Here is a 22321-nt window from a genome sequence, read left to right as displayed (position 1 = left end):
GGCCCAGAGATTTAATCCGAATCGTCCTGGGCCCCATTCTCTTCAACTACATCTTGTTGAGTTACATCAGTGATCCGCCCTTCAACCTGGTAGAACACTTCTTTGCGTTCCACCATATAGTCGCGCAGCATTTCCCAATCGGTATTGCCGACAATGGTGTTACGGCCATCGGCGTAGGCTTCACCGAGTACCGCATGGCTGTCGCCACCGGCGGCGGTGAAGTTGTTGGTGGCGATGGTATAAGTACGCTCTGGATCAATCGCCTGCATCGCGCCTTCCTGGACAACGTTTAGGCTGATCACCCGTTCACCTTGCGGCTCGCTGCTGTCATACATCAACTCAACGCCTGCTGACACCTGCAGAAAACCGCCGTTCTCATCGGGTGCATTGGCCAGGGCAATTTCAAAGGTTTCCAGCAGTTCGGCGCCGGTAACGTCGAGCAACGTCAGGCGATTGCCAAACGGCTGTACGGCGATTAGATCGCCTACGGACACATCGCCCCTCTCAATCGCTTCGCGGATACCACCGCTATTTTGGACCGCCATGACCGTGTCGGGCGCTACCTGCTGCGCGGCATGCAGCTGGGCATCGGTGATTAAATTGCCCAGCGCTGTTTCATTGGCACGCACGCTCCGTTCATCGCCACGCCCATGGCGCGGGTTGGGTAGCGTGGAGATTACCTTGGCGCCGACCTGGGTATCCCGCAGTGTCTCAATCTCTGCGGTGTAGGATTCAAGCCGCTTGGCGGCATCAGCGTCCGCTTCGCGATCGTCGGCAGCGAGCAGTTCACCGCTGGCATCCACCACCACGCCGTTTTCGTCGAAGGTGACCTGCATAACGCCCAGGTGCTGGCCATACTCGCCTGCCTGGCCAATCACCGTCGGTGATAGGAGCTTCTCACCAGCGCGGCTCTCGCTCAGCAGCCTGGGGGGCGACACTTGGGTATGGCTGTGACCACCAATAATAATGTCGATGCCTTCGACATGCTCTGCCAGCAGCAGGTCATTACCTACGCTGGGGTCACTGTCGTAGCCCAAGTGGGTAAGGGCAATAATCTTGTTAACGCCCTGCTCTTCAAAGCTTGCCACCATGGCTTCAGCCGCTTGGCGATAATCGCTGATGGTGACGTGGCCAGGGCTGGAAATCGTCTCACTGTCCTGAGTGCTTAACCCAAAGATGCCGATTGGCTCGCCGTTATGCTCAACGATCATGCCGTCATAAAGCGTCCCCGCCTGCGGCTCAGCGCTGACTGAATCACCCAACATGTCAGCAAACTCCGGGCCTGCGGAGAAGTCCAGATTCGCCCCTAAAATAGGAAACTCGGCGCCTGCGAAAAACGCCGCTAGCGCTTGGTGCCCCTGTTCCGGGTCACCCAAATCGAACTCATGGTTGCCGGGCACAAAGGCGTCGTAGCCCATTAAATTCATAAATTCGAGGGCATCCTGGCCTTGAAACTCTGTGAAGTAGAGCGTGCCTGTAAAGATATCACCGGCATCCAGCAGCAACCCTTCGCCAAAGCGCTCCTGCGCCTCATTCAGCGTGGTAATTAGATAGGGGTACTGGTCGGTACGCCCATGAAGATCGTTGGTGTGAAATAGCGTCAGGGTGTAGTTATCAGCAAAGGCAGGAGGAACGGTGGCAAATAGCGCTGTCCCTAGCGCCAAGCCATAGCGGTGAAAACGCATTTAAATGACTCCTTTCATAACAGTGTCCAGACACTTTAGCAGTAAAGATGCCTGCCGGGAGCGTCATAAATCCGTGATTAAATCGTCATCTTCACTACACCTTACCGTCATTGCCAGCTGCCACCCTAGCTACCACTTCAATGTAGACTTTTTTCATCGGCAGGATAACGACTAATGCATAAAGCCAATGTCAGTACTAACCGTTTCCATAAAAACCGTGTTCGTAAACAACTCGCCCGTAAAACAGCACTAAGCCTAGCGATCGTAGGGGTGGCATCGCTTGCCACCTCATCAAGCGTGTTCGCCAATGATGATTTGAGCAATGTGTGCCCTAACCCGATCCGCATGGCGGATACCGGCATTGAAGGCATGGGGCCACTAGAAGAGGCTTTCGGCCCCTTCGCCGAAGCGTTTGAAACCACTACCGGCCTTGAGCTGGAGATGTTTAGCCTAAGTAACCGTACGGCTGCGGGCACGGCGCTTCAGTACGACGATGTTGATCTTGTTTTTGCCGGCCCGTCTGAGTTTGTGCTGTTCGACCGTGAAAGCGATATCGACATTCTGTTTGCCATTGAACGCCCGCATTACGGCAGCAGCTTTTTTGTACCCGCCGACAGCGATATCGACACTCTGGCGGATCTGGAAGGCCACCGCGTAGCGCTGAAAGATGTGGGCTCCACCAGCGGGCATATTTTCCCCAGCCAAATGTTGGTAGACGCGGGCCTCGATATTGACCGTGATCTGGAAATTATTATGGCCGGTGATGCACGCATTGCGGCACTCGTTAATGGTGATGTAGACGCAATGGGTGGCGGCAACCGAGATATCGAAGAAATTCAGGCCATGGATCCCGACGGTGAATACCGCGTAATCGCCAAAAGCGATGTGCTACCTGGCGACCCGGTGGTGATGCGCGGCTCCCTGGATGATGCCTGCAAAACAGCCCTACGCGAATCGCTTAGATCTAATGCCGACACACTATGGAACGCATTGGTTGCGACCGATCGCAACGAAGATAAGTTCCTAAACCGGGACTCTTCGCTAGGCTTTGAGCGCACCAACGCAGATTACGACGTAGTACGCCGCGCCTACGAAGCAGCGGGTATCGATCTGTAAACATCTCTCTCTTTTCGCTCCACAACGGCACAGGGATGTGCTGCTAATAAGCAGGTCTGTCCATGAACATTCAATTTATCCACCTCCTGCCGCTAACGCAGGAGGTTTTTTTATGAAGGCTATCAGCGTCCACAATCTGCATAAACACTACGGGCAGTTGCACATACTGCGTGGCTTAACGCTAGAGATTACTCGAGGCGAGTGCGTCATTTTGTTGGGTGCGAACGGCTGCGGTAAATCGACGTTAATGCGCTGCCTAAATGGTCTAACATCCCATGATCATGGGGAGATCACTATTTTGGGCGACTCCCTCACTCACCTTTCTAAACCACAATTACGCCAGCTACGACGCAAAGTGGGTGTGGTTTTCCAGCAATTTAATCTGGTGCAGAACGTCAGCGTGTTTCAAAACGTGCTCTATGGCGCCATGGGGCAGCAACGTTTTGGCCTGCTCGCCTCGCTCGCTTGCCTTGCTACTCATGAGTTGCGCGAGCGCGCTATGGCCTCACTTGAACGCGTTGGGTTAGCACACAAGGCCCATGCCGACTGCCGTCAACTTTCCGGTGGTCAACAACAGCGGGTGGCCATTGCCCGCACGCTGATGCAGGACGCCGAAATAATTATTGCCGATGAACCTATAGCCAGCCTTGATCCAAAAGCCGGCAAAGAAATCATGGACTTGCTGCTGGACGTAGTGTCGGAGCGGCGTTTAACCGTGCTGTGCACGCTGCACCAGCTGGAGTTAGCCCAACAGTACGGCGACCGCATTATCGGTATGAAAGCGGGCCAAATAGTCCTCGATACGCCGAGGCAGCAAGTGACTCTTGCCACTATGCAGCAGCTCTACCAGGGCGATGTACGGGTAGACCAAATTTCGCCCCCAACTGTTGATAACGCCGCTCTCCCCACTTCCTGATAATAGCGAGGCAACCATGCCCAATCACCACCGAACCAGCACGCCTTTGCCACCACGCTTTGCCATGCCCTCCCCTTTTACCTGGGGGGTGGCGTTAATTTTTTTAGCGCTGTTTATTCAAGGTGTCATGGCCACCAACTTAACCCTGGAACGCCTGCTCCGTGGTGGCGTCAATTTAGTACACTTTATAGGGCGCGCCTTTCCTCCCGATCTGGCCGATCTCGATGTATTGGCGTGGTCGATGTTTGAAACCCTTAACATTGCCATTGTTGGCGTTACCATCGGGGTTATTTTAAGCCTGCCGTTTGCGCTGCTGGCGGCTCGCAACACCTCGCCAGCCCCGTGGATCCGCTCCATCACACGCTTGATGATTGCCACCATGCGTACCATTCCAGACCTTATTTGGGCGCTTATTTTTGTGGTAGCGGTTGGCTTAGGGCCGATTGCGGGGGTACTCGCGATTGTGATGGATACCATAGGCTTTGCGGCTCGCTTCTTTTCAGAACGTATTGAAGAGGTTCACCCAGGCCCTTCCGAAGCACTCAGCGCCACCGGTGCAGGCAGGCTGTCAGTCATTGGTGGTGCCATTTTGCCGGAAACGCTGGCCTCCATGACCGCCACTAGCCTTTACAGCGTTGAAAAAGCGCTCCGCTCTGCGGTAACACTTGGCTTGGTGGGGGCTGGAGGCATCGGGGTTGAACTAGCCGCTGCCATGCGTCTGTTTAACTATGACCGCGCGTTAACCATTATCCTGGTGATTCTGATTGTGGTCATTGGGTTTGAGCAACTCTCTTCCCAGATTAGAAAGCGCGTCATTTAAAAATTAGCTTATAAAAACGCTAAAAACCGGTGTGGAGTTATCCACACCGGTAAAGATCGAAACATGCGAGCTAACTAAAAGCTAAAGAACTAATGCAAAAAACTAATGCAACACTACCGCTAACATCACTCTATTAATTAGAAGTGATAGCGAGCGCCTAATGCGTAGTACATATCTTCTTCGAAGTCATTAACAGCATCCAGGTTACGATCGTTCAGCTCAAGGAACATATCGAAATTGCTAGACAGCTTGTACATTGACCCTAGCGCCCAAGCGTTACGCTCATCGCTAGCGCCGTCTACGTCGATGTTGTAGTAATCGGCGAAGAACTTCCAGGAATCGATGGCGTACGTAGCACCAACGCCGATTTTATCGAAACCACCACCGTTAACATCGTCATCACCGCGGGTTTCATAACCTACACGAGCAGCGAAAGCATCTGTAACAGCAAACTCGCCCGTAGCGCCATAACGCACTTCACCGTTACCGCCACCACGTACCGTATCTTCCACATAGCCAAGCGCTAAACGAGCTGGGCCTGTTTCGTAGACAACACCACCCTGAGTGGCGATAACGGATCCTTCGGAAGTCTGCTCGGCTTCAGTCAAACCACGCTCAGAGAAGTGCTTGGCAGAAATAACCGCCTGAAAACCACTCATTTTAGGCGTTTTATAGCCAATAGAGTCGCCGCGTGCCTGGGTACCACCACCCGCAAACTCGTAGCCGCGCTCAACGTAAACATCGAACGGCGTCATCACGTAGTTATCGTAGAAACTGTTGTAGTTCCCGGCCATAAAGGTACCGAACTGCTGGCTTTCCAGGCCTAGGTAGCTGTTACGTACCTCATCGAAACCAGAGGATGTATTACGCTCATCACCCGTAAAACGCCACTCTACACGGGCGAATGCACGCAGGTCAGAGGAAATCTGGTGGCCAGCGGTAATCCGTAAACGCGAGCCGAAATTACGGAACTCTTCGCCGTTATCAACACCGTTGTCAACACCACCGCCTTCAAGACCCATAGCGATGCGACCATAGATTTCGAGATCGGTACCGTCTTGGTCATAAACGGTTGCTGCTTGTGCTGCAGAGGCTGCCAATAAACCGCTAACGGCTAGGGCCAGTGTCGTTTTTTTAAACATGATCGTTCCCATTGAAGTAGTTAATGCTTGCGCTTGCGAAGGCACAATGAAGGACGAATAACGCCTCAACACAGGGAACCTTAAAGGAGTTATGTTTCATTAATCTTAAAGTTTTATTTTTTGGGAACTTATTTTTTTATGCGCTATTAAATAAAACTGCCATCCAAATTTAACATTGAACTGATATTAGAACAGATGGCTGTAGCACTTTGTCTACTAGCCTATTTATTTAAGCGTGTCATCACTTATTCACCTGTTTGTCTTGGCAGTGTCATTCACCCCACCCACACTGTACGAAAACGTGATAAAGGGATGAATCGCTCATGCGGCTCTGCATCGTTAGTGAGACATGGTCACCGGACATCAATGGCGTTGCCCATACGCTGAGCCGGTTAAGCTATGAACTTAACCGGCAAGGAGTGCCGGTGGATGTGATCCGCCCTCGGCCACGATCTGCGGGTAATGCAACCGGTATTAACCGCGAGCTACAGGTGCAGCGCCTTGCCCTACCTGGCTACACCGATGTGCAGGTAGGGCTGGTTAGGCCCGTTACACTGCGCCGCTTTTGGCGCCAACATCGCCCCGATATCATCTATGTAGCGACCCAAGGCCCTCTCGGCTGGGCGGCACGCCAAGCGGCACGGCAACTCAATATCCCCCTGGTAGCGGGCTGGCACACCAACTTTGACCACTACTGTGAAGATTATGGCGTCAATTGGCTGGCCTCGACCACACGCCGCTACCTGCGCTACTTCCATAACGGCTGTGATCTGACGTTAGTGCCTACTCATCAGCAGGCTAAAGCACTGCAGCGCCAAGGGATTCGGGGGGTTCATGTGCTGTCACGCGGGCTGGATGGCGAGCGCTTTTCACCTGCCCACCGTGACCCTTCATTACGCGAACGCTGGGGAGTTAGCGAGCATCAGCCGGTGGCCCTTTACGTTGGCCGACTAGCCGCAGAAAAAAATCTCACCTTGCTCCATGAAAGCCTTCAAGCCATGCGTGAGGTGCGGCCCGATATCGCCCAAGTGATCGTCGGCGATGGCCCCGCACGGGCACAATTGGAAAAGGCGCTGCCCGATGCCCATTTCACCGGCTTCGTGGGGCAGGGATCGCTTGCTCGCCACTATGCCAGCGCCGACCTGTTTATTTTCCCCTCGCTTTCAGAAACCTGGGGCAATGTGGTGGCGGAAGCCATGGCCAGCGGCTTAGCCGTGGTGGCCTATGATCATGCAGCCAGCGCTGAGCTCATTAGCAGCGGCCACAACGGTGTCACCGTACCCGCTGGCAATAGCACCGCTTTTCAACAGGCAGCAGTTGAGTTGTGCCAACACCCAGCTGACTACGCTCGTTTAGGCCGAGTAGCGCGTTTACGCGCCCTTGAGCAGAGTTGGACAGGTATTGCCGAGCAGTTTTTGCGTTACTTACACCAAGCCCAGGAGGCTCATCATGCGCCCGCGTCCGCTTGTCGTATTCGATCGTCTTGACCTGCTGGAGTGGCAGTTCTGCCAGCGCATTGCGCGGCTATCGATCTACCGCCCCTGGCGAATCACGCTTCAGGCCGCCAGCCGCTTAGGCGATTGGCCTATTTGGGTGCTGCTGATTCTCGCCCAGCCCTGGCTTCAACCCAATGGCGCCTGGCGCGTACTGCAGTACAGCGTTATCGCTCTATTTGCCGTGGCGGTTTATCGACTGGTGAAAACTCGCTTATGCCGTGAGCGACCCTTCATTACCTATAGTGAAGGCATCGAGTGCTGTGAACCTGCCCGCGACCGTTACAGTTTTCCCAGCGGCCACACCATGCACGCGGTGATGTTTAGCGTCTTGGTCGCCGCCCACACGCCCTGGCTACTACCGGTGGTATTGCCATTAACGCTTCTAATAGCGGTCTCACGGGTAGGCTTAGGGCTGCACTATGTCAGCGATGTACTGGCAGGGGCAGCGATGGGCTACGCTTTTGCCTTGGCCAGCCTGTATTGGATGGGGTAAAGCGCGTCCTGCCCCCTTAATAGACAACCCTTTGATGGACAGCCAGCGCAAAAACGCCCGCATAAGCGGGCGTTTTACTTTCAAGGCAGATAGTTAAACGTCGGGCGGCATGTCATCGCGTTCATCAATACTGGCCGTAAACGATGTCTTAAACATCATATACACGCCCACGCCTGAAAACCCTAAGAACAAAACAAACATGCATAACATCAATGCCATCGCCATAATCTTGTCCCTGATCGTGCGCGGTCGTTACGTTGACGTTTTCTAACCGCTGCATTTTGGTTTCATCGAAGGATAGACCAAAATCACACTTTTTTCTGTACAAAAGCTGTGCAAAAACCAGAGCCTTATAGAAAGTACTTATCTATCAAATGATTATTTAAATCACACATGCGAAAAAACCACCTCACTTGCATGAGATGGTTGATTCGCATCGGTCCGCTCCCTGGTTTGATGAACAGCGCCTCCTTACGCTGCAACCAGTGAGTGGGCTAATTGTCCCTTAAACATCCTGTTCGTTTTTCGGCTTCCTGCCTTCCATTTTGCTGTTAGCCCACTCACTCAGTTACTGGTAAAAAATGTTAACTCGACTAGCGTTAAGTGACTGAATTTAAAAATGACTTACTTTATTCATTTGCGAGTATTTACTTGGTTTCTTGCTGGATTCTACTTAGTAACTGCAGGCAATGAGCCAAACCATGCCAATAACGAATATAAACATTAGAAAACAACTACTTAAAACAATAAAAAGTGAATAACAAAGCACTCTCCACCTCTATTTTTCATGTATAGAAGTGGCACATGCGACATAAACATACGGTTTCGAGGCACACTGCTATGCTTCCTTGTGTTTAAACGTATTGAAAACCGTAGCGTATCGTCACGACAGAGGGTATTTTTGCTTTCTACTCCTTTCACTAGCGGTATGCCTTCGAAGGAGGCTTTTATGAAACGCACTATCGCCCTCGGCTTCGTGATGGTGGTGACCCTGATGCTGGTCAGTGGCTGTAATACCATTCGCGGTGCGGGTGAAGACCTTCAACAGGGTGGCGAAGCTATCCAGCGTGCAGCGAGCTAACCGTTATGATGACCGTTTATCTATCCCATGGCCTTGAGAGCGGGCCAGGCGCACTGAAAACCCAGGCAATGAAAGGTGTTGCGCAAAAGCTGGATGACTGTGAGCCGGTGGTCATGGATTATCGAGGCATAGCAGAGCCACAGCAACGCCTTGAATACCTGCTGAGAGTATTAGCCGAGCGCGGAGATGATCCTGCCCAGTGTGTACTGGCAGGCTCCAGCTTGGGGGGTTGGCTAAGCGCGGCAGTTAGCGCTCAGCAGCCGGTGTTGGGCTGCTTTCTGCTGGCGCCTGCATTGGGACTTGCCGACTACCCGGAAACGTCACCGGTTATTCAGGCGCAGCACAGCCATATTATTCATGGCTGGCGGGATGATGTGGTTGCCCCTGAACCGGTGATCGAACGTGCTCGTCTTCAGCGCCTATCGCTGCGGATGGTTGACGACGATCACCGCCTGCACGCGAGCCTGGAGACTATTTTATGTGATTTTGAGCGCTTCTTATGCCAGTGCGCCACGCCTAATCACTACGATTAGCAAGGCTAGTTAAAGCAAACATTCGACACGAGCACTTCAATCCTATACAAATAGTGTACAAGAGACATTGATAGCGAGGAGATTGCTCATGTTAGGTATGTTTAAGCGTGACCCCAAAAAGAAGCTTCAACAAGAGTATGAGCGCAAACTACAAGCCGCCATGGAGGCTTCACGCAATGGCGATATGCGTGCCAATGCCACACTTACTGAAGAAGCAGAAGCGTTACTTGCCGAAATCAGGCGCATTGAAGCGACACAATAACTGCCATAGACAACGCTGTTGCTGCCCAGCGTCACTTCGGCAGCCTACTCAAGCCCAGGGTAGTGGTGGCAGGATGAACAGCCACTCACCAGTAGCGACGGCACTTTGCCCAACCCCACCACCCTAGCCGATGCGGTATATATACTCGCTGGCGACTAGGAGCCTGTCTGGCTTGACCGATCATCGCGAGAAGCACGAATTTTGAGCCAAATTTATCGATCGATTGAGGCGAATAGCGTGCTATTTAACGAAATCGATCGAATAAAGTTGGCCAAAATACCGGGACTCGCAGTAGATCAGTGTTAAGCCAGACAGGCTCCTAACGTTTACTCGTCAGCGAGTGCCGGTAGCAGTGTTTTCAGTTTACGCGTGAGCGTATTGCGCCCCCAGCCCAGCAGCTCGGCGGCTTCACCTTTGCGCCCGCCGGTATGTTTTAGCGCTGTCTCAATCAGAATCCGCTCAAAATCGGGCACCGCTTCTTCCAGTAGATGGGTATGGCCTTCGGCCAGGGCATGATCCGCCCAGTCACGAAACGCCGTGCGCCAATCGCCGTGGGCACTGCTTTCAGAAGCGCTGGGTGAACGCAGCTCCGGCGGTAGATCTTCAACCAGAATCTCACGCCCTGATGCCATCACGGTGAGCCAACGGCAGATATTTTCTAACTGCCGCACGTTGCCGGGCCACGGCAAACGCGTTAGATGGGCTTCCGCTTCGCTGGTCAGCACCTTGATATCGGTCGTCAGCTCTTTCGCCGCTTCAGCTAAAAAGTGCCGCGTTAAACGAGGGATATCTTCGCGGCGCTCGGCAAGCTTGGGCAGGTGAATACGGATCACGTTCAGGCGGTGGAACAAATCCTCCCGGAAGCGGCCGTCATCCACCAACACTTCTAGGTTTTGGTGGGTGGCAGCAATAATGCGCACATCCACTTTGACCGGCGTATGCCCGCCAACGCGATAGAACTCTCCATCGGCCAGCACGCGCAGTAGCCGCGTTTGGGTTTCAGCGGGCATATCGCCTATTTCGTCTAAAAATAGCGTACCGCCGTTGGCTTGCTCAAACCGCCCCTGGCGCTGCTGGGTCGCCCCGGTAAAAGCCCCCTTCTCGTGACCAAACAGCTCAGACTCAATCAAATCACGGGGAATCGCCGCCATATTGAGGGCAATAAACGGCTTGCCCTCACGAGGGCTATGCTGATGGAGTGCCTGGGCAACGCGCTCTTTGCCGGTTCCCGACTCCCCATTAATCAACACCGTGATGTGGGAGTGCGAGAGGCGACCAATGGCACGGAACACCTCCTGCATGGCGGGCGCTTCACCGATAATTTCGGCGTTCAAGCCTTCCGGCACGGTCACCGGACGTTGGCGTTCACGGGCGTGAGCCACGGCGCGACGTACCAGCGCCAGGGCCTCGTCAACATCGAACGGCTTGGGCAGGTATTCAAATGCCCCGCCCTGATACGAGGCCACGGCGCTGTCCAGGTCGGAGTGCGCGGTCATCACGATCACCGGCAGGTCAGGATGCGCTTCGCGTACCCGGGACATTAGATCCAGCCCATCGATACCCGGCATACGAATATCGGTGACCAGCACGTCGGGTGGATTTTCCAACAAACGTGTCAGGGCAACGTCGGCGCGCTCGATACACTCAACGTCAAGGTCGGGTTGCGCCAAGGCGCGCTCCAACACCCAGCGGATAGCGCGGTCATCATCGACAATGACCACCCGCGCAACATCATTACGTGCAGCCTCAGTCATGACGCTTCTCCGGTGAAATTAATAACCATGGGAATCAGTAAACGAAATTCGGTGTGTCCAGGACGTGAATCGCATTCAATCAATCCTTGATGCTGGTGCAAAATCGACTGGGCAATAGAGAGCCCAAGGCCGCTGCCTTCCGCGCGTCCCGACACCATGGGGTAAAACAGTGTTTCCTGCAGCGTATCGGGAATACCGGGGCCGTTATCGATCACGGCGACTTCACTGACCAGCCGGTGACGTTCGGCGCCAAGCGTAAACTGGCGACGGGCGCGGGTGCGTAGTATTAAAGTGGGCTCCGGCGTTTGTGCATCGCTCATGGCCTGTACCGCATTGCGCGCCACATTGAGCACCGCCTGAATCATTTGCGATTCATCGCCGGAAAGATCGGGCAAGCTGGGGTCGTAATCACGGCTGATTGTCACACTAGGGTGTTCGGCAATCAGCAGCGCCCGCACTCGCTCCAGCACCTTGTGGATGTTGACTGGCTCGTGTTTAAGCATCCGGTTAGGGCCGAGCATGGAGTCGACCAGGTCGCGCAGCCGATCCACCTCTTCAACAATGATATGGGTATATTCGCGCAGCGCCGGGTCGTCTAGATCACGCTCTAGTAGCTGTGCTGCCCCGCGAATGCCACCCAGCGGGTTTTTGACTTCATGGGCGAGCCCGCGGGCGAGCACCTTGATGGTCTCCTGGCGTGTGGTTAGCGCCTCTTCCCGGGAGATCTGCATCAGCCGATCCCGCGGCTCTACTTCCAGTAGCAGCTCATCGTCGGATAAGGGCGTCACCGTGTAGTCCACCGTGAGCGGTTCGCTATTCAACGGGGTAATGCGTGCTTCACGCTGGGTATAGGGGTGAAACGCATCCCGCGCCTTGGCCAATACTTCGTCAATGCTTACATCCCCGCCAAGTAGCGTATCCAGGCTGATGCCGTGAACACGGCTAAGGCTGACCGCTAACAACGCTTCAGCGGCAGGGTTCATCCATCGCACACGCAGTTCGCCGTCTAGCAGCAATACCGCTGTGGTGAGATGCTCAAGCAAACGCTGATGCATGGTGGTGTCCTGAAAAATCGCGTCTTCCATCGCCGATACAGACCTACAGGTGGATGATCAATGAGGGAGCTGCAAAAAGCGCGCCAACTATACGTTTATGTCCATTTGCACGGCTTGCGGGCATCGCAGCGAAAGAGCGCGAATCGTTTTAGCGCACTTGCCGTGCCAAATGCTCCTGCTCATGCACCACTTTAGTGCACCCAGGTTTTGGTAGGTAATACTTAGGGCTGTCTTTTTGATCGCGTTTATTAAAGCGCTCTTAAGGAACCGTAATCGTCACCGCTGCCGTGCGGTGCTGTAAACGCTGGCTGCTCTCCAGCATTCTGCCTGGATCTCGTGCCCCCTTGCGGCAGGCCTGTTAACCAGAAGACATCGCTGTGCAGCGCTTTCTGGCTAATCTCGCCATTCACCAACAGCCGTACCTGATTGTCGTCGCGCAACGGTGGCGCAATAACCACCTCCACCACGGTCATCCCCTCTTCCACCTGTGCGCCTTGCTGGGGCAGAGCGATGGAAAAGTGGTCGCAGGGCATAAAGGGCTGCTTGGGTTATCGGTAAAGGTAACGTTGCCGTGCTGATCGGTCACCCGATACACCGCCTGCCCGAACGCCGTGCCACCCACTCCCCCACGCCCAAGAGAGCTACCAGCACACTGCTCATCACCCCTCTGGCACGCTTCTCAGCCTCCCAGCAATAAAAAAACCCCGCCGTAGCGGGGTTCTATTGGCAATCATTGTTACCACCGCCTGGCTGATAGTAACAGCCAAGGGCGAGTAACGCTGATTCGCAGCTGTACTTAACAGCTATAGTACATATCAAACTCGATGGGGTGAGTGGTCATACGAATACGCTCCACTTCTTCCATCTTGAGGTCAATGTAGGCATCGATCATTTCGTCGGTGAACACGCCACCTTCGGTCAAGAACGCACGGTCAGCGTCGAGGGCTTCCAGTGCTTGATCCAGGCTGTGCGCCACAGTCGGTACTGACTTGCCTTCTTCTGGCGGCAGGTCGTACAGGTTTTTGTCCATGGCATCGCCAGGGTGGATCTTGTTTTTGATACCGTCGATACCCGCCATCAACATGGCAGAGAACGCCAGGTAAGGGTTGGCAGTCGGATCAGGGAAGCGCGCTTCCACACGCTTGCCTTTCGGGCTGGCGGTGTAAGGAATACGGATTGAAGCCGAACGGTTGCGGGCACTGTAGGCCAGCATGACCGGCGCTTCAAAGCCAGGCACCAGACGCTTGTACGAGTTGGTAGAAGCGTTAGTAAAGGCGTTCAGGGCACGGGCGTGCTTGATGATGCCGCCGATGTAGAAAAGCGCCATTTCAGACAGACCAGCGTACTCGTCACCGGCGAACTGGTTGTTGCCATCTTTCCAGAACGACTGGTGAACGTGCATACCCGAACCGTTATCACCGACCAGCGGCTTCGGCATAAAGGTGGCCGTTTTGCCATACGCGTGGGCCACGTTGTGGATCACGTACTTCATTTCCTGAACTTCGTCAGCTTTCTTCACCAGCGTGTTGAACTTAACGCCGATTTCGTTCTGACCTGCGTTGGAAACCTCGTGGTGGTGTACCTCGACGGTCTGACCAATCGCTTCCAGGGTATTACACATTGCGCCACGAATATCGTGGAAGCTATCGACCGGAGGAACCGGGAAGTAGCCGCCTTTAACGCGCGGACGGTGGCCAAGGTTGCCGCCTTCCACAACACTGTCGGTTGCCCAAGCGCCTTCGTCGGAGGTGATTTTGTACATAGAGCCCTGGATATCAGACTTCCAATGCACTTCGTCAAAGATAAAGAATTCAGGCTCAGGGCCGAAGAACGCGGTGTCGCCCAGGCCAGTAGACTGCAGGTAAGCTTCTGCGCGCTTAGCGATAGAGCGCGGGTCACGATCATAGCCTTGCATAGTGGCCGGCTCGATGATGTCACAGCGCAGCACCAGCGTCGCATCTTCTGTGAAGGGGTCGAGGTAACCCGTACCATCTTCCGGGCGCAGAATCATGTCGGATTCGTTAATGCCCTTCCAACCTTCAATAGAAGAGCCATCGAACATTTGGCCATTCTCGAAGAATTCTTCGTCTACATCGCGCGCAGGCACGGTCACGTGCTGTTCTTTACCGCGAGTGTCGGTGAAACGCAGGTCTACCCATTTAACATCGTGTTCTTCAATTAGCGCGAGAGTCTTGGCTGACATAGTGTCCTCCGGTATGAGCGTGGCTTAAAGCTAACGACAGTAAGCTACCGATAAAAGTGTTGTTCGACAAAATACGTGCTAAACCGCACGTTTGTCATTCTTGTTCGCTCAACGTTTGCCTGACATTGGTTAACAAATCGCTCAGCGAGCATTTCAGACCGGCTATCGTTTTAGCACGCCGCAGGGCTTATGCCTACGGCCCGCTAGCCGCTTGCAAATACAATGCAGAGAACATGCCAACACTGCACCAATATGGCATAAAAAAACAACAACTATCTGTTTTATAAGCATTAAAAAATGGCTTCGAATGCCTCTTGATGACGCATAACGGCGCAACAGGCTATTCTGAACCGTCTAAAAAACCTCTTATGCACCAAAATAGAACAAAAATAATGCCGCGCGCCCCATCAAAGTGCACAAGTCATACTTAGCGCTGTTTTTTAGCTCGCAAATTTTTTTACTTGCTACGCAAATAAACCAGCTACTACAATAAATTACAATTTGATAGATTTGCTCACAATCGGAGTCGGCAAATGGGATCGGTCTGCTTTATCGTTGATGCCATGGTGACGGGTGAAATGTTGCCACGCCACTTAAAATCCATACGTGAATCCGGTGTCGCCGACCACTTGCTGCCCATTTTGGTGACAGCCACTCAAGCGCAAGCACGCCTGAGTGCTATTGAACAGCGCTACCATGCTCATTCGCTGATTACACCATCAAGGCCGCTGGGGGCTCGCTTGAATAAAGCCGCGTTTACCAGCCAAGCAGAGTGGCTCATCATTGCGCTGCAGAAAAAACCACTGCCTGCGGAGCTTTGGTGTGCACTCTATTCACAGCTCAACACTTACACCCTTGACGCCTTGATTATTGGCCTCACCCGGCCATCGCTGTCGGAACGCATCCTGCGGCGCTTATTGGCCAGTGCTTTACTTTTGCCGCCCTACATTGCCGTGAGGCGAGCCTGGCTAGAACGCTTGGGTGGGTTTGACCCTGAGCTGGACGATAACAGCGCGATCGACGATTTTCTGCAACGTTTACACGCCTGCCCTACGCGTTTAAAAACCTACAACGGAAACCTGCTTAGACTAACGAAAGAGCCAGAAAAACCTTTTCTGGCTAACGCCCCGGTTACGGCTTTCACTCCACGCCCATAATGCGTTTTCTGCCGCTATCCACAGATACCATCCACCGCCACTCTCTGACTAACTTACCTTTAGTCGCTTGCCGAACAGCATGGCGCCCAGTGTCGTGGTATTGGCGAGCTTATTAAGCCCCACTGACCCCACCACACCAACCGCCATAAGCGCCAGTGCATACACGCCAATGGGCAACGACAACGGCTCGACAGCCAGATCAGCGAGCACAAAGAACATGGGGTGAGCCAAGTAAATGCCAAACGAATACGCATTAATGTGGCGCACCCACAAAGGCGCAGGACGCCCGGCCAAGTAGCGCATGGCACACAGCGTGAACAGCACGAAGAAAGGAATGACCCACACCTCTTTGGAAGAAAAGGCCAGCCAACCTGCAAAGGTCGCGGCAATAATCAGCGCCACCATTAGCACCAACCAGACCGGGCGGGCCATTTGCTGCATCCAGGCAGGCCGCGCCAGCATCACGCTCTCAGGGGGTAGCGGGTAGTAGCGCACCAGCACCAGGGCAAGAAAAAACACATAGATCCAACCCAGTGGAGCAATCCACAGCAGATAGCCGGGCAGGTCAACCTCAAACCAGTAAGCCAACCCCCAATACGCCATGCTGATCACACAAGCGCCCCACAGCCACGGCACCGGGTTCAAACGCCACAGCTGCCAACGGGTAAACAGCCAATAGGCCACATAAAACTGCATCGCAATAATCAAAAAATAGCCATGCCAGCCCGCGTACACATAATACTCAATGGCGTTGGCCACGAACCCCACCGGTTCATCCGATGGCTGTTGGCTTAGCCATTCAGCCGTCGAATAAATAAAGCCATACACAAAATAGGGCACCATTACATACTTCACGCGCTGGGCAAGGAACCCTTCCGGCACGGATTTATCGTAGCGAACGGCAAACACAAAGACCGCAATAAACAGGAAAATCGGGGTACCCAACACCAGCGGTATGCGCATCAAATCGGTGGCAACGTTATCGAGGCGCTGATTGACATGATCTAGTAAGTGAAACAAAAAAACGGCTATACAGCCGTAAGCACGCAACCAATAGATCTCTTCAATTTTGCGCATTGGGCCTCCCGCCTCGACCTACTCCTACCCTGGCATTTTGCATGGCGATGATGAATGACTATGCTAACTGACTGTCTTATATGGCTATGATGAACAATAAAAGCCTTCGCGCTGTCCGACCCCATTGAACAGTTTTAATTCCCGGAGGAAACGTGTTCATCCCCAAGCCACCAGTATTCTCGTACCGATTTCACGCCCTACTTACGGCATTTATTGGCTGGCTAACGTTCAGTGGCCATAGCTTAGCCAGCGAGGTTGAACACCATCAGTTTTTCTCGCCCACGCTAGGTTACGACTACCCCTACAGTATTTATTTACCCGACAATTATGACGCCCAAGCGACAGACGCGTATCCGGTCGTTTATATGCTGCACGGCTCATTTAACACTGACCGCGACTGGGTTTCTCGCGGCAACTTGCAGCAGGTGGCGGATAGGTTAATCGCTGCCGGGCATATTCCTCCGGCCGTTTTCATTATGCCCGGCAGTCGCAGTTGGTGGGTAGATGGCCACAACGAACCCGCCCGCAGCGCATTTTTTAACGACCTAATGCCACATGTGGAAGCAACCTACCGCGTGGGACAAGAGCGCCACCTGCGTGGCGTGGCAGGCTATTCCGCTGGCGGTTACGGTGCACTCAACTTTGCCCTGGAACGGCCTGAACTGTTTGCCGCGGTAGCCGCGTTAAGCCCCGCCAGCTACGCCCCCCTGCCGCCGCGTAACTCCACCGCCTGGCGCCACCCTTCATTTATCAATGACCAGGGCCGATTTGATCGCGAGCTGTGGCAAAACCTTAACTACACCAACTATTTGGAAGAGTATCGCCTGCGCGTAACCCCTCGCGGTACCGAAGATGAGGGCGACCTTTCCCCCGTACCGCTGTATATCAGCGCCGGGCGAAGCGACGTTTATGATGCTGAATTTCACGCCCGCATACTGCGTCAAGCCATGGAACGCATCCAGCCCAACGATGTGCGCCTCGACCTCTACCCCGGTGGCCATACATGGAAAGTATGGCGCGCCAGCCTACCGGCAGCGCTAAACTTTCTCTTTCAATACGTGGGGCAAGAAAACAGCCCAGTGGTGGAGACCAACAGGGCGGAGGATGAACAGCATACATAACCCCAATGAAGGCACTACACTGAAACTACACTCATCACGTCATTCAACAAGACAAGGAAGACAGCGATGCACCAGCATATCGAATGGGACGAACCCGGCAGCGCCAGTGTTATGCAGTACTTTAAAAAACACCCGGATCAAAGCAGCCAACCCGACCCGGGCGACATCATTTCCGCACGCTACCAAGGCGCCATGGTGCGCGTTAAAGTAGAAGCCTACAGAGAAGATGACGCCGTCAGCATCGGCGAAGTCGCCGCCATCATCGACACCAACGGCGGCCGCCACCAAAGCCACGACAAGCTGGAAGTCGGCCACATCGTCCGGGTACCCGACGACAAACGCGCGCTAGAAACACCGCCGCAAGAAGATTAAAGCCCTAGCATTGATCGAAATTCAGCGAAAGCCACCCAACGTGAACTGCACCCCAAAAGCTGGACATTCATCCAACGATTGGGGTGTTTTTCATGGCGAAATACAATGAAGCGTTCAAGCTACTAGTAGCGCGGCGTCAGCCTCAGGCGCAGCAGTGCCAAGGGCACATACCTTAAATCTATAGCCATACTGGCTGGGCGGCAGCGCACACTTCTACACCCTGCCCCCACGTCTCATTTGTTTTGCGTGCTACGCTTAGCGCGACTGCTCCCCCTATATAGGCACTTCACCATGCATGCTTTTCGTCTTTTTGCCGCGCTGATTACCACCTTGGTGATCACTCTGCCTGTCTCTTTACACGTCCAGGCTCAAACCGAGGGACAGTGGAGTGAGTACGATGACGTGTTTGAGGACGGCGCACGCCACGCTAATATTTGGCAGTGGGGTTGGACGGGCATTTACGCCACCAGTCTGGCGGTGAACGCTTACCAATCCAGCGAGGCGAGCGATCCGGATGACCGCTTTGATGCACGGGTGGGTGTGGTGAAATCAGCGCTGGCCTTGGGTGGTATGCTGACCGACCGCCAGCCGCACCCCGAGGCACTGGCCGAATATGAGCGTTTGAAAGCCAGTGGCGATTTAAGCGGCGTACAGGCGCTAGGCTTGCAGCTCGCCCAGGCAGAGCGTGAGCGGCGCGGCTGGGGTGCCCAGATAAGTTCGCTAGTGGTGAATGGCGTGGCGGGTGCAGTGATTGCCGCCGATGGCAGAGAAAGTGATGGTGCTATCAACTTTGTTACCGGCATGCTGGTGAATGAGCTACAAATTTGGACACAGCCGAATCAGGCATCTTCTGCGATTAATCGCTTCCAACCCGCTAACCTATCGCTGGGGCCGATCACTATTCCCGGTGAATACGCGCTGCATGTAGCGCCGCAGCAGTTGGGTGCTACCTGGCGCTATTGACACACCCTACGGTTATTCCTTTAAAGCGCTGGAGACGGTTTTCCGCTAGTGCTTTATCGTTGCTAGCGCGGCGTGAACGAGTAAAATACTCAGCAATTTTTTGGCTTTGCCAAACGTTATGTTATAACCTATTTGAAATTATACGAGGCCGCTTGATGAGTGAGCATACGCACCGCCATAACAAGGAGGGCCCTTGTCACTTCTCCTTGATGTCGCTATCGGCTGTTAAACGGCTGCTGTTTGTTGCCGTGCCGCTATTGGCGCTGTGGGGCTTGGTGGTTTGGGCTAGCGGGTGGTTAGGATGAGTCAACGCTCTTTATCACGCTTACAGCTGCACAACCTGCACTTGGCCCAGGTGCGCCGCACGGTGCTGGAACATATCGAGGGCGACTTTAAGCCGGGTGCGATTACCGCGCTGATTGGCGCTAACGGCGCCGGTAAAAGCACGCTGATTCAGGCCATTATGGGCGAACTTCGGCCCATTAGCGGCGAAGTGGTCTGCACCGTCGCGAAAGAGCGCCGGGCGTGGCTGCCACAGCAGTTGGCGCTGGATCTCACCTTCCCGATGAGCGTGGAAGAGTTAGTCATGACCGGCAGTTGGCCCAGCCACGGCGCGTTAACCGGCTACTGTGCGGGGCACTACCGTAAAGGCCGCGAGATTATGGCGCGGCTGGGTATTTCGCACTTGGCCCACCGCCCGCTGGGCGAACTTTCCGGAGGCCAGCGCCAGCGTGCACTGATTGGCCGTACGCTGATGCAGGAAGCCGAGCTACTGCTGCTCGATGAGCCATTTGCCAACGTGGATAGCGAAACCGTGGATATTTTGATCCGCATCCTGCGCCAAATGGCGGACGACGGCGCGACGATCATTGTCGTGCTGCACGATATGGATCACCTGCGCCGCCTGGCCGATGAAGTACTGATGCTAAACGGCGGCCATGGCCGTTGGGTGGCGCCCAGTGCGCTGACGCATCAACACGCACCCGCTCAGGTAGTGCCGTTTACCATGGGAGGACGCCATGCTGGATCTGCTTAATGCGTGGTTTGTCAGCCCGTTCGATTACGGCTTTATGCGCCGCGCGGTGGTGGGTGGTTTGGCGCTTTCGTTGGCTGCACCGCCGCTGGGAGTGTTTTTGGTGCTGCGCGGCATGAGCCTGATTGGCGATGCCATGGCCCACGCGATTCTGCCCGGCGTCGCGCTGGGGTTCCTGCTGGCAGGTTTTTCGCTGCCGATTATGAGTATTGGCGGGGTGTTGTTTGGGTTAATGGTGGCGCTGCTGGCGGGGGCGGTCTCGAAAATGGGCGGCCAGCGCGAAGATGCCGCCATGGCGAGCTTTTTTATTATCTCGCTGGCCGCAGGCGTGATGCTGATTTCGCTGGGCGGTAGCAGCGTTGACCTTACCCATGTGCTGTTCGGCTCGATTCTGGCGATCAACTCCACCGCGCTGTTGCTAATCGCGGGTATCAGTACGCTGATTGTGCTGACCCTGGCAGTGGTGTTTCGCGCCCTGGTAGTGGAGTGTTTGGACCCGCTGTTTTTACGTGGCCAAAGCCGCCGCAGCGGTTGGGTACACAGCGTTTTCCTGGGCCTGCTGGTGCTGAACCTAACCGCCGGCTTTCAAACCCTGGGCACGCTAATGGCGGTGGGACTGATGATGCTACCCGCCACCTCGGCGCGCTTTTGGAGCAAACGCCTGGAGGGCTTGATCGGCATCGCGATTGTGCTGGCCATGGTAGCGAGCACCGGTGGCCTGCTGCTCTCTTTTCATCTGGATATCCCCTCTGGCCCGAGCATTATTCTGCTGGCGGGGTTCGGTTATCTCTTTTCGGCCCTGTTTGGTCGCTACCACAGCTTGGCAGCCAAGCTGCGGCGTAAAACAACGCCGCTTGAAGTGGAGCAAGGGGCTTAATTATCAGTCTTCATGCTTATCGTAAGGAGTGTTGTATGTCGCTTGCCTATTTATCATCTCGGCCTTCGCGCTGGTTAGTCGGTGTTTCCGCGCTGCTGGCTCTGCCTGCTGCCATGGCTAATGAGCGCGTGCAGGTGGTGACCAGTTTCTCTATCCTGGCGGATATGGTCGAAAACGTAGGCGGCGAGCATGTCGAGGTGACCCCGCTGGTGGCTGCCGATGGCGATGCCCACGTTTACTCCCCCAGCCCCGGCGATGCACGCTCCCTAGCCAATGCCGATTTAGTCGTTTTCAACGGCCTGCTGTTTGAGGGCTGGATGGAGCGCCTGATTAGCGCCAGCGACTACAACGGGCCGATGGTCACCGCGACCGATGGTATTGAACCGCTCTCTTTCGCTGCACATGAAGAGCACGGCCATGATGATCATGACGAGCACGACCATGGGCACGACGACCATGACCACGAAGAGCATGCCGATGAGCACGCGGGGCATGACCATGGCAATCAAGATCCTCACGCTTGGCAGGATATGCATCAAGCCGAGGTGTATATCGCCAATATCCGCGATGGCTTAATCGCCGCCGACGCCGATAACGCCGATGCCTACCGCGCCAATGCGGAGCAGTATTTACAGGAAATGGCCGAGGTAGACGACGAGATTCGTGCGCTGATTGACGAGATCCCGGCCTCCACCAGCGTGATTACCGGCCACGACTCCTTTGGCTACTTCTCAAGCGCCTACGGGGTGACCTTCCTCTCTCCGGTAGGGCTTTCCACGGAAGCCGACCCCAGTGGCGCCAGCATGGCGGCGCTAGTGGATGTGATTGAGCAGGAGAACGTGAAGGCGCTGTTCCACGAGAACATGACCAACCAGTCGATCATCACCCAGCTCGCCGAAGAGACCGGCCTGCCCATTGCGGGCACGCTCTACGCCGATGCGCTGGCAGCAGAGGGTGAAGCTAGCACTTATCTGGGTATGATGCGCCACAATGCCCACGTGCTGCACGACGCGTTGGCCCAGCCGGGTCATAACGACCACGACCACGACCACGACCACGACCACGACCACGACCACGACCACGACCACGACCACGACCACGACCACGACCACGACCACGACCACGACCACGACCACGACCACGACCACGACCACGACCACGACCA

Annotated in this window: 25 protein-coding genes; 17 read left to right on the top strand and 8 right to left on the bottom strand. The window is 54.6% G+C overall.

What is annotated here, in order from left to right:
* Nucleotides 1-11: 11 nt before the first annotated feature.
* A complete protein-coding gene (locus ACW17M_RS18130) occupies nucleotides 12-1685 on the bottom strand; it encodes a bifunctional metallophosphatase/5'-nucleotidase (protein WP_457547898.1) in 1674 nt (557 codons plus the stop codon).
* A gap of 174 nt (nucleotides 1686-1859) precedes the next feature.
* Here ACW17M_RS18130 and phnD point away from each other — a divergent pair, with 174 nt between their 5' ends.
* From phnD to phnE, 3 genes are all read left to right on the top strand, one after another.
* Complete coding sequence (gene phnD, locus ACW17M_RS18125) at nucleotides 1860-2801, top strand: phosphate/phosphite/phosphonate ABC transporter substrate-binding protein (protein ID WP_457547897.1); 942 nt, start codon at nucleotides 1860-1862, stop codon at nucleotides 2799-2801.
* Between the two features lie 112 nt (nucleotides 2802-2913).
* Nucleotides 2914-3717 (top strand): phosphonate ABC transporter ATP-binding protein, encoded by an 804-nt coding sequence (gene phnC, locus ACW17M_RS18120; protein ID WP_457547896.1) that lies wholly within the window; start codon nucleotides 2914-2916, stop codon nucleotides 3715-3717.
* A 16-nt stretch (nucleotides 3718-3733) separates the two neighbouring features.
* Complete coding sequence (gene phnE, locus ACW17M_RS18115) at nucleotides 3734-4537, top strand: phosphonate ABC transporter, permease protein PhnE (protein ID WP_053856916.1); 804 nt, start codon at nucleotides 3734-3736, stop codon at nucleotides 4535-4537.
* Between the two features lie 137 nt (nucleotides 4538-4674).
* Here phnE and ACW17M_RS18110 read toward each other — a convergent pair whose 3' ends face one another.
* Nucleotides 4675-5679, bottom strand: coding sequence for a porin (locus ACW17M_RS18110; RefSeq protein WP_022520796.1), 1005 nt, complete (start codon nucleotides 5677-5679; stop codon nucleotides 4675-4677).
* Between the two features lie 323 nt (nucleotides 5680-6002).
* Between ACW17M_RS18110 and ACW17M_RS18105 the strand changes: the two genes are divergently transcribed.
* From ACW17M_RS18105 to ACW17M_RS18085, 5 genes are all read left to right on the top strand, one after another.
* A complete protein-coding gene (locus tag ACW17M_RS18105) occupies nucleotides 6003-7166 on the top strand; it encodes a glycosyltransferase family 4 protein (protein ID WP_022520797.1) in 1164 nt (387 codons plus the stop codon).
* Nucleotides 7129-7668: a phosphatase PAP2 family protein gene (locus tag ACW17M_RS18100; RefSeq protein ID WP_022520798.1), complete on the top strand. Its 540-nt coding sequence runs from the start codon at nucleotides 7129-7131 to the stop codon at nucleotides 7666-7668. Before ACW17M_RS18105 ends, ACW17M_RS18100 begins: the two co-directional genes overlap by 38 nt.
* A gap of 949 nt (nucleotides 7669-8617) precedes the next feature.
* Nucleotides 8618-8749 carry an entericidin A/B family lipoprotein gene (locus ACW17M_RS18095; protein ID WP_027958157.1) on the top strand — a complete coding sequence of 44 codons (132 nt, stop codon included), beginning with the start codon at nucleotides 8618-8620 and terminating at the stop codon, nucleotides 8747-8749.
* 5 nt (nucleotides 8750-8754) lie between these two features.
* Nucleotides 8755-9282 (top strand): YqiA/YcfP family alpha/beta fold hydrolase, encoded by a 528-nt coding sequence (locus ACW17M_RS18090; RefSeq protein WP_027958156.1) that lies wholly within the window; start codon nucleotides 8755-8757, stop codon nucleotides 9280-9282.
* 88 nt (nucleotides 9283-9370) lie between these two features.
* Nucleotides 9371-9544 (top strand): DUF6435 family protein, encoded by a 174-nt coding sequence (locus ACW17M_RS18085; RefSeq protein WP_007111925.1) that lies wholly within the window; start codon nucleotides 9371-9373, stop codon nucleotides 9542-9544.
* Nucleotides 9545-9870: 326 nt separating this feature from the next.
* Here the strand turns inward: ACW17M_RS18085 and ntrC are convergent, their stop codons facing one another.
* The 4 genes from ntrC to ACW17M_RS18065 form a co-directional block, all read right to left on the bottom strand.
* Entirely contained in the window at nucleotides 9871-11298 is a 1428-nt protein-coding gene (ntrC, locus tag ACW17M_RS18080; protein ID WP_039860203.1) for a nitrogen regulation protein NR(I), read from the bottom strand.
* Complete coding sequence (gene glnL / locus ACW17M_RS18075; RefSeq protein WP_027958155.1) at nucleotides 11295-12353, bottom strand: nitrogen regulation protein NR(II); 1059 nt, start codon at nucleotides 12351-12353, stop codon at nucleotides 11295-11297. The genes ntrC and glnL overlap by 4 nt, the downstream gene beginning before the upstream one ends.
* Nucleotides 12354-12601: 248 nt before the next feature.
* On the bottom strand, nucleotides 12602-12886 hold the full coding sequence (locus tag ACW17M_RS18070) for a hypothetical protein (RefSeq protein ID WP_052475667.1): 285 nt from the start codon (nucleotides 12884-12886) through the stop codon (nucleotides 12602-12604).
* Complete coding sequence (locus tag ACW17M_RS18065; protein WP_223828040.1) at nucleotides 12823-12975, bottom strand: DUF4124 domain-containing protein; 153 nt, start codon at nucleotides 12973-12975, stop codon at nucleotides 12823-12825. Before ACW17M_RS18065 ends, ACW17M_RS18070 begins: the two co-directional genes overlap by 64 nt.
* Here ACW17M_RS18065 and ACW17M_RS18060 point away from each other — a divergent pair.
* Complete coding sequence (locus tag ACW17M_RS18060; protein WP_276316033.1) at nucleotides 12925-13050, top strand: hypothetical protein; 126 nt, start codon at nucleotides 12925-12927, stop codon at nucleotides 13048-13050. The two genes, ACW17M_RS18065 and ACW17M_RS18060, sit on opposite strands and share 51 nt — an antisense overlap.
* Before the next feature lie 99 nt (nucleotides 13051-13149).
* Here the strand turns inward: ACW17M_RS18060 and glnA are convergent, their stop codons facing one another.
* Nucleotides 13150-14556: a glutamate--ammonia ligase gene (gene glnA / locus ACW17M_RS18055; protein ID WP_022520804.1), complete on the bottom strand. Its 1407-nt coding sequence runs from the start codon at nucleotides 14554-14556 to the stop codon at nucleotides 13150-13152.
* A 533-nt stretch (nucleotides 14557-15089) separates the two neighbouring features.
* On the opposite strand from glnA, the gene ACW17M_RS18050 reads away from it, so the two are divergent.
* On the top strand, nucleotides 15090-15713 hold the full coding sequence (locus tag ACW17M_RS18050) for a hypothetical protein (RefSeq protein WP_457547895.1): 624 nt from the start codon (nucleotides 15090-15092) through the stop codon (nucleotides 15711-15713).
* A gap of 48 nt (nucleotides 15714-15761) precedes the next feature.
* Here ACW17M_RS18050 and ACW17M_RS18045 read toward each other — a convergent pair whose 3' ends face one another.
* Complete coding sequence (locus ACW17M_RS18045; protein WP_009288118.1) at nucleotides 15762-16790, bottom strand: acyltransferase family protein; 1029 nt, start codon at nucleotides 16788-16790, stop codon at nucleotides 15762-15764.
* A gap of 152 nt (nucleotides 16791-16942) precedes the next feature.
* Here ACW17M_RS18045 and ACW17M_RS18040 point away from each other — a divergent pair, with 152 nt between their 5' ends.
* From ACW17M_RS18040 to ACW17M_RS18010, 7 genes are all read left to right on the top strand, one after another.
* Nucleotides 16943-17911, top strand: a complete 969-nt coding sequence (locus tag ACW17M_RS18040) for an alpha/beta hydrolase (RefSeq protein ID WP_138800154.1) — start codon at nucleotides 16943-16945, stop codon at nucleotides 17909-17911.
* A gap of 66 nt (nucleotides 17912-17977) precedes the next feature.
* Nucleotides 17978-18283 carry a hypothetical protein gene (locus ACW17M_RS18035; protein ID WP_190374134.1) on the top strand — a complete coding sequence of 102 codons (306 nt, stop codon included), beginning with the start codon at nucleotides 17978-17980 and terminating at the stop codon, nucleotides 18281-18283.
* Between the two features lie 291 nt (nucleotides 18284-18574).
* Entirely contained in the window at nucleotides 18575-19246 is a 672-nt protein-coding gene (locus ACW17M_RS18030) for a hypothetical protein (protein WP_457547894.1), read from the top strand.
* Between the two features lie 155 nt (nucleotides 19247-19401).
* Nucleotides 19402-19551 carry a hypothetical protein gene (locus ACW17M_RS18025; protein ID WP_162836274.1) on the top strand — a complete coding sequence of 50 codons (150 nt, stop codon included), beginning with the start codon at nucleotides 19402-19404 and terminating at the stop codon, nucleotides 19549-19551.
* Nucleotides 19548-20282, top strand: a complete 735-nt coding sequence (locus ACW17M_RS18020) for a metal ABC transporter ATP-binding protein (protein ID WP_457547893.1) — start codon at nucleotides 19548-19550, stop codon at nucleotides 20280-20282. The genes ACW17M_RS18025 and ACW17M_RS18020 overlap by 4 nt, the downstream gene beginning before the upstream one ends.
* The gene (locus tag ACW17M_RS18015; protein WP_009288130.1) at nucleotides 20266-21156 is read left to right on the top strand and encodes a metal ABC transporter permease; all 891 of its coding nucleotides are present in this window, start codon (nucleotides 20266-20268) and stop codon (nucleotides 21154-21156) included. Before ACW17M_RS18020 ends, ACW17M_RS18015 begins: the two co-directional genes overlap by 17 nt.
* A 35-nt stretch (nucleotides 21157-21191) precedes the next feature.
* A partial coding sequence (locus tag ACW17M_RS18010; protein ID WP_457547892.1) for a metal ABC transporter solute-binding protein, Zn/Mn family occupies nucleotides 21192-22321 on the top strand: 1130 nt, incomplete at its 3' end.

It is taken from the genome of Vreelandella sp. 2A-K22 (genome assembly GCF_054065485.1).
This window is presented reverse-complemented; position numbering and strand designations above follow the sequence as displayed.

Bases quoted from the DNA above. Each gene is read 5' to 3' on its own strand.
- ACW17M_RS18130 (WP_457547898.1), bottom strand. From the start codon at position 1,685: ATGCGTTTTCACCGCTATGGCTTGGCGCTAGGGACAGCGCTATTTGCC.
- phnD (WP_457547897.1), top strand. From the start codon at position 1,860: ATGCATAAAGCCAATGTCAGTACTAACCGTTTCCATAAAAACCGTGTT.
- phnC (WP_457547896.1), top strand. From the start codon at position 2,914: ATGAAGGCTATCAGCGTCCACAATCTGCATAAACACTACGGGCAGTTG.
- phnE (WP_053856916.1), top strand. From the start codon at position 3,734: ATGCCCAATCACCACCGAACCAGCACGCCTTTGCCACCACGCTTTGCC.
- ACW17M_RS18110 (WP_022520796.1), bottom strand. From the start codon at position 5,679: ATGTTTAAAAAAACGACACTGGCCCTAGCCGTTAGCGGTTTATTGGCA.
- ACW17M_RS18105 (WP_022520797.1), top strand. From the start codon at position 6,003: ATGCGGCTCTGCATCGTTAGTGAGACATGGTCACCGGACATCAATGGC.
- ACW17M_RS18100 (WP_022520798.1), top strand. From the start codon at position 7,129: ATGCGCCCGCGTCCGCTTGTCGTATTCGATCGTCTTGACCTGCTGGAG.
- ACW17M_RS18095 (WP_027958157.1), top strand. From the start codon at position 8,618: ATGAAACGCACTATCGCCCTCGGCTTCGTGATGGTGGTGACCCTGATG.
- ACW17M_RS18090 (WP_027958156.1), top strand. From the start codon at position 8,755: ATGATGACCGTTTATCTATCCCATGGCCTTGAGAGCGGGCCAGGCGCA.
- ACW17M_RS18085 (WP_007111925.1), top strand. From the start codon at position 9,371: ATGTTAGGTATGTTTAAGCGTGACCCCAAAAAGAAGCTTCAACAAGAG.
- ntrC (WP_039860203.1), bottom strand. From the start codon at position 11,298: ATGACTGAGGCTGCACGTAATGATGTTGCGCGGGTGGTCATTGTCGAT.
- glnL (WP_027958155.1), bottom strand. From the start codon at position 12,353: ATGCATCAGCGTTTGCTTGAGCATCTCACCACAGCGGTATTGCTGCTA.
- ACW17M_RS18070 (WP_052475667.1), bottom strand. From the start codon at position 12,886: ATGCCCTGCGACCACTTTTCCATCGCTCTGCCCCAGCAAGGCGCACAG.
- glnA (WP_022520804.1), bottom strand. From the start codon at position 14,556: ATGTCAGCCAAGACTCTCGCGCTAATTGAAGAACACGATGTTAAATGG.
- ACW17M_RS18050 (WP_457547895.1), top strand. From the start codon at position 15,090: ATGGGATCGGTCTGCTTTATCGTTGATGCCATGGTGACGGGTGAAATG.
- ACW17M_RS18045 (WP_009288118.1), bottom strand. From the start codon at position 16,790: ATGCGCAAAATTGAAGAGATCTATTGGTTGCGTGCTTACGGCTGTATA.
- ACW17M_RS18035 (WP_190374134.1), top strand. From the start codon at position 17,978: ATGCACCAGCATATCGAATGGGACGAACCCGGCAGCGCCAGTGTTATG.
- ACW17M_RS18030 (WP_457547894.1), top strand. From the start codon at position 18,575: ATGCATGCTTTTCGTCTTTTTGCCGCGCTGATTACCACCTTGGTGATC.
- ACW17M_RS18025 (WP_162836274.1), top strand. From the start codon at position 19,402: ATGAGTGAGCATACGCACCGCCATAACAAGGAGGGCCCTTGTCACTTC.
- ACW17M_RS18020 (WP_457547893.1), top strand. From the start codon at position 19,548: ATGAGTCAACGCTCTTTATCACGCTTACAGCTGCACAACCTGCACTTG.
- ACW17M_RS18015 (WP_009288130.1), top strand. From the start codon at position 20,266: ATGCTGGATCTGCTTAATGCGTGGTTTGTCAGCCCGTTCGATTACGGC.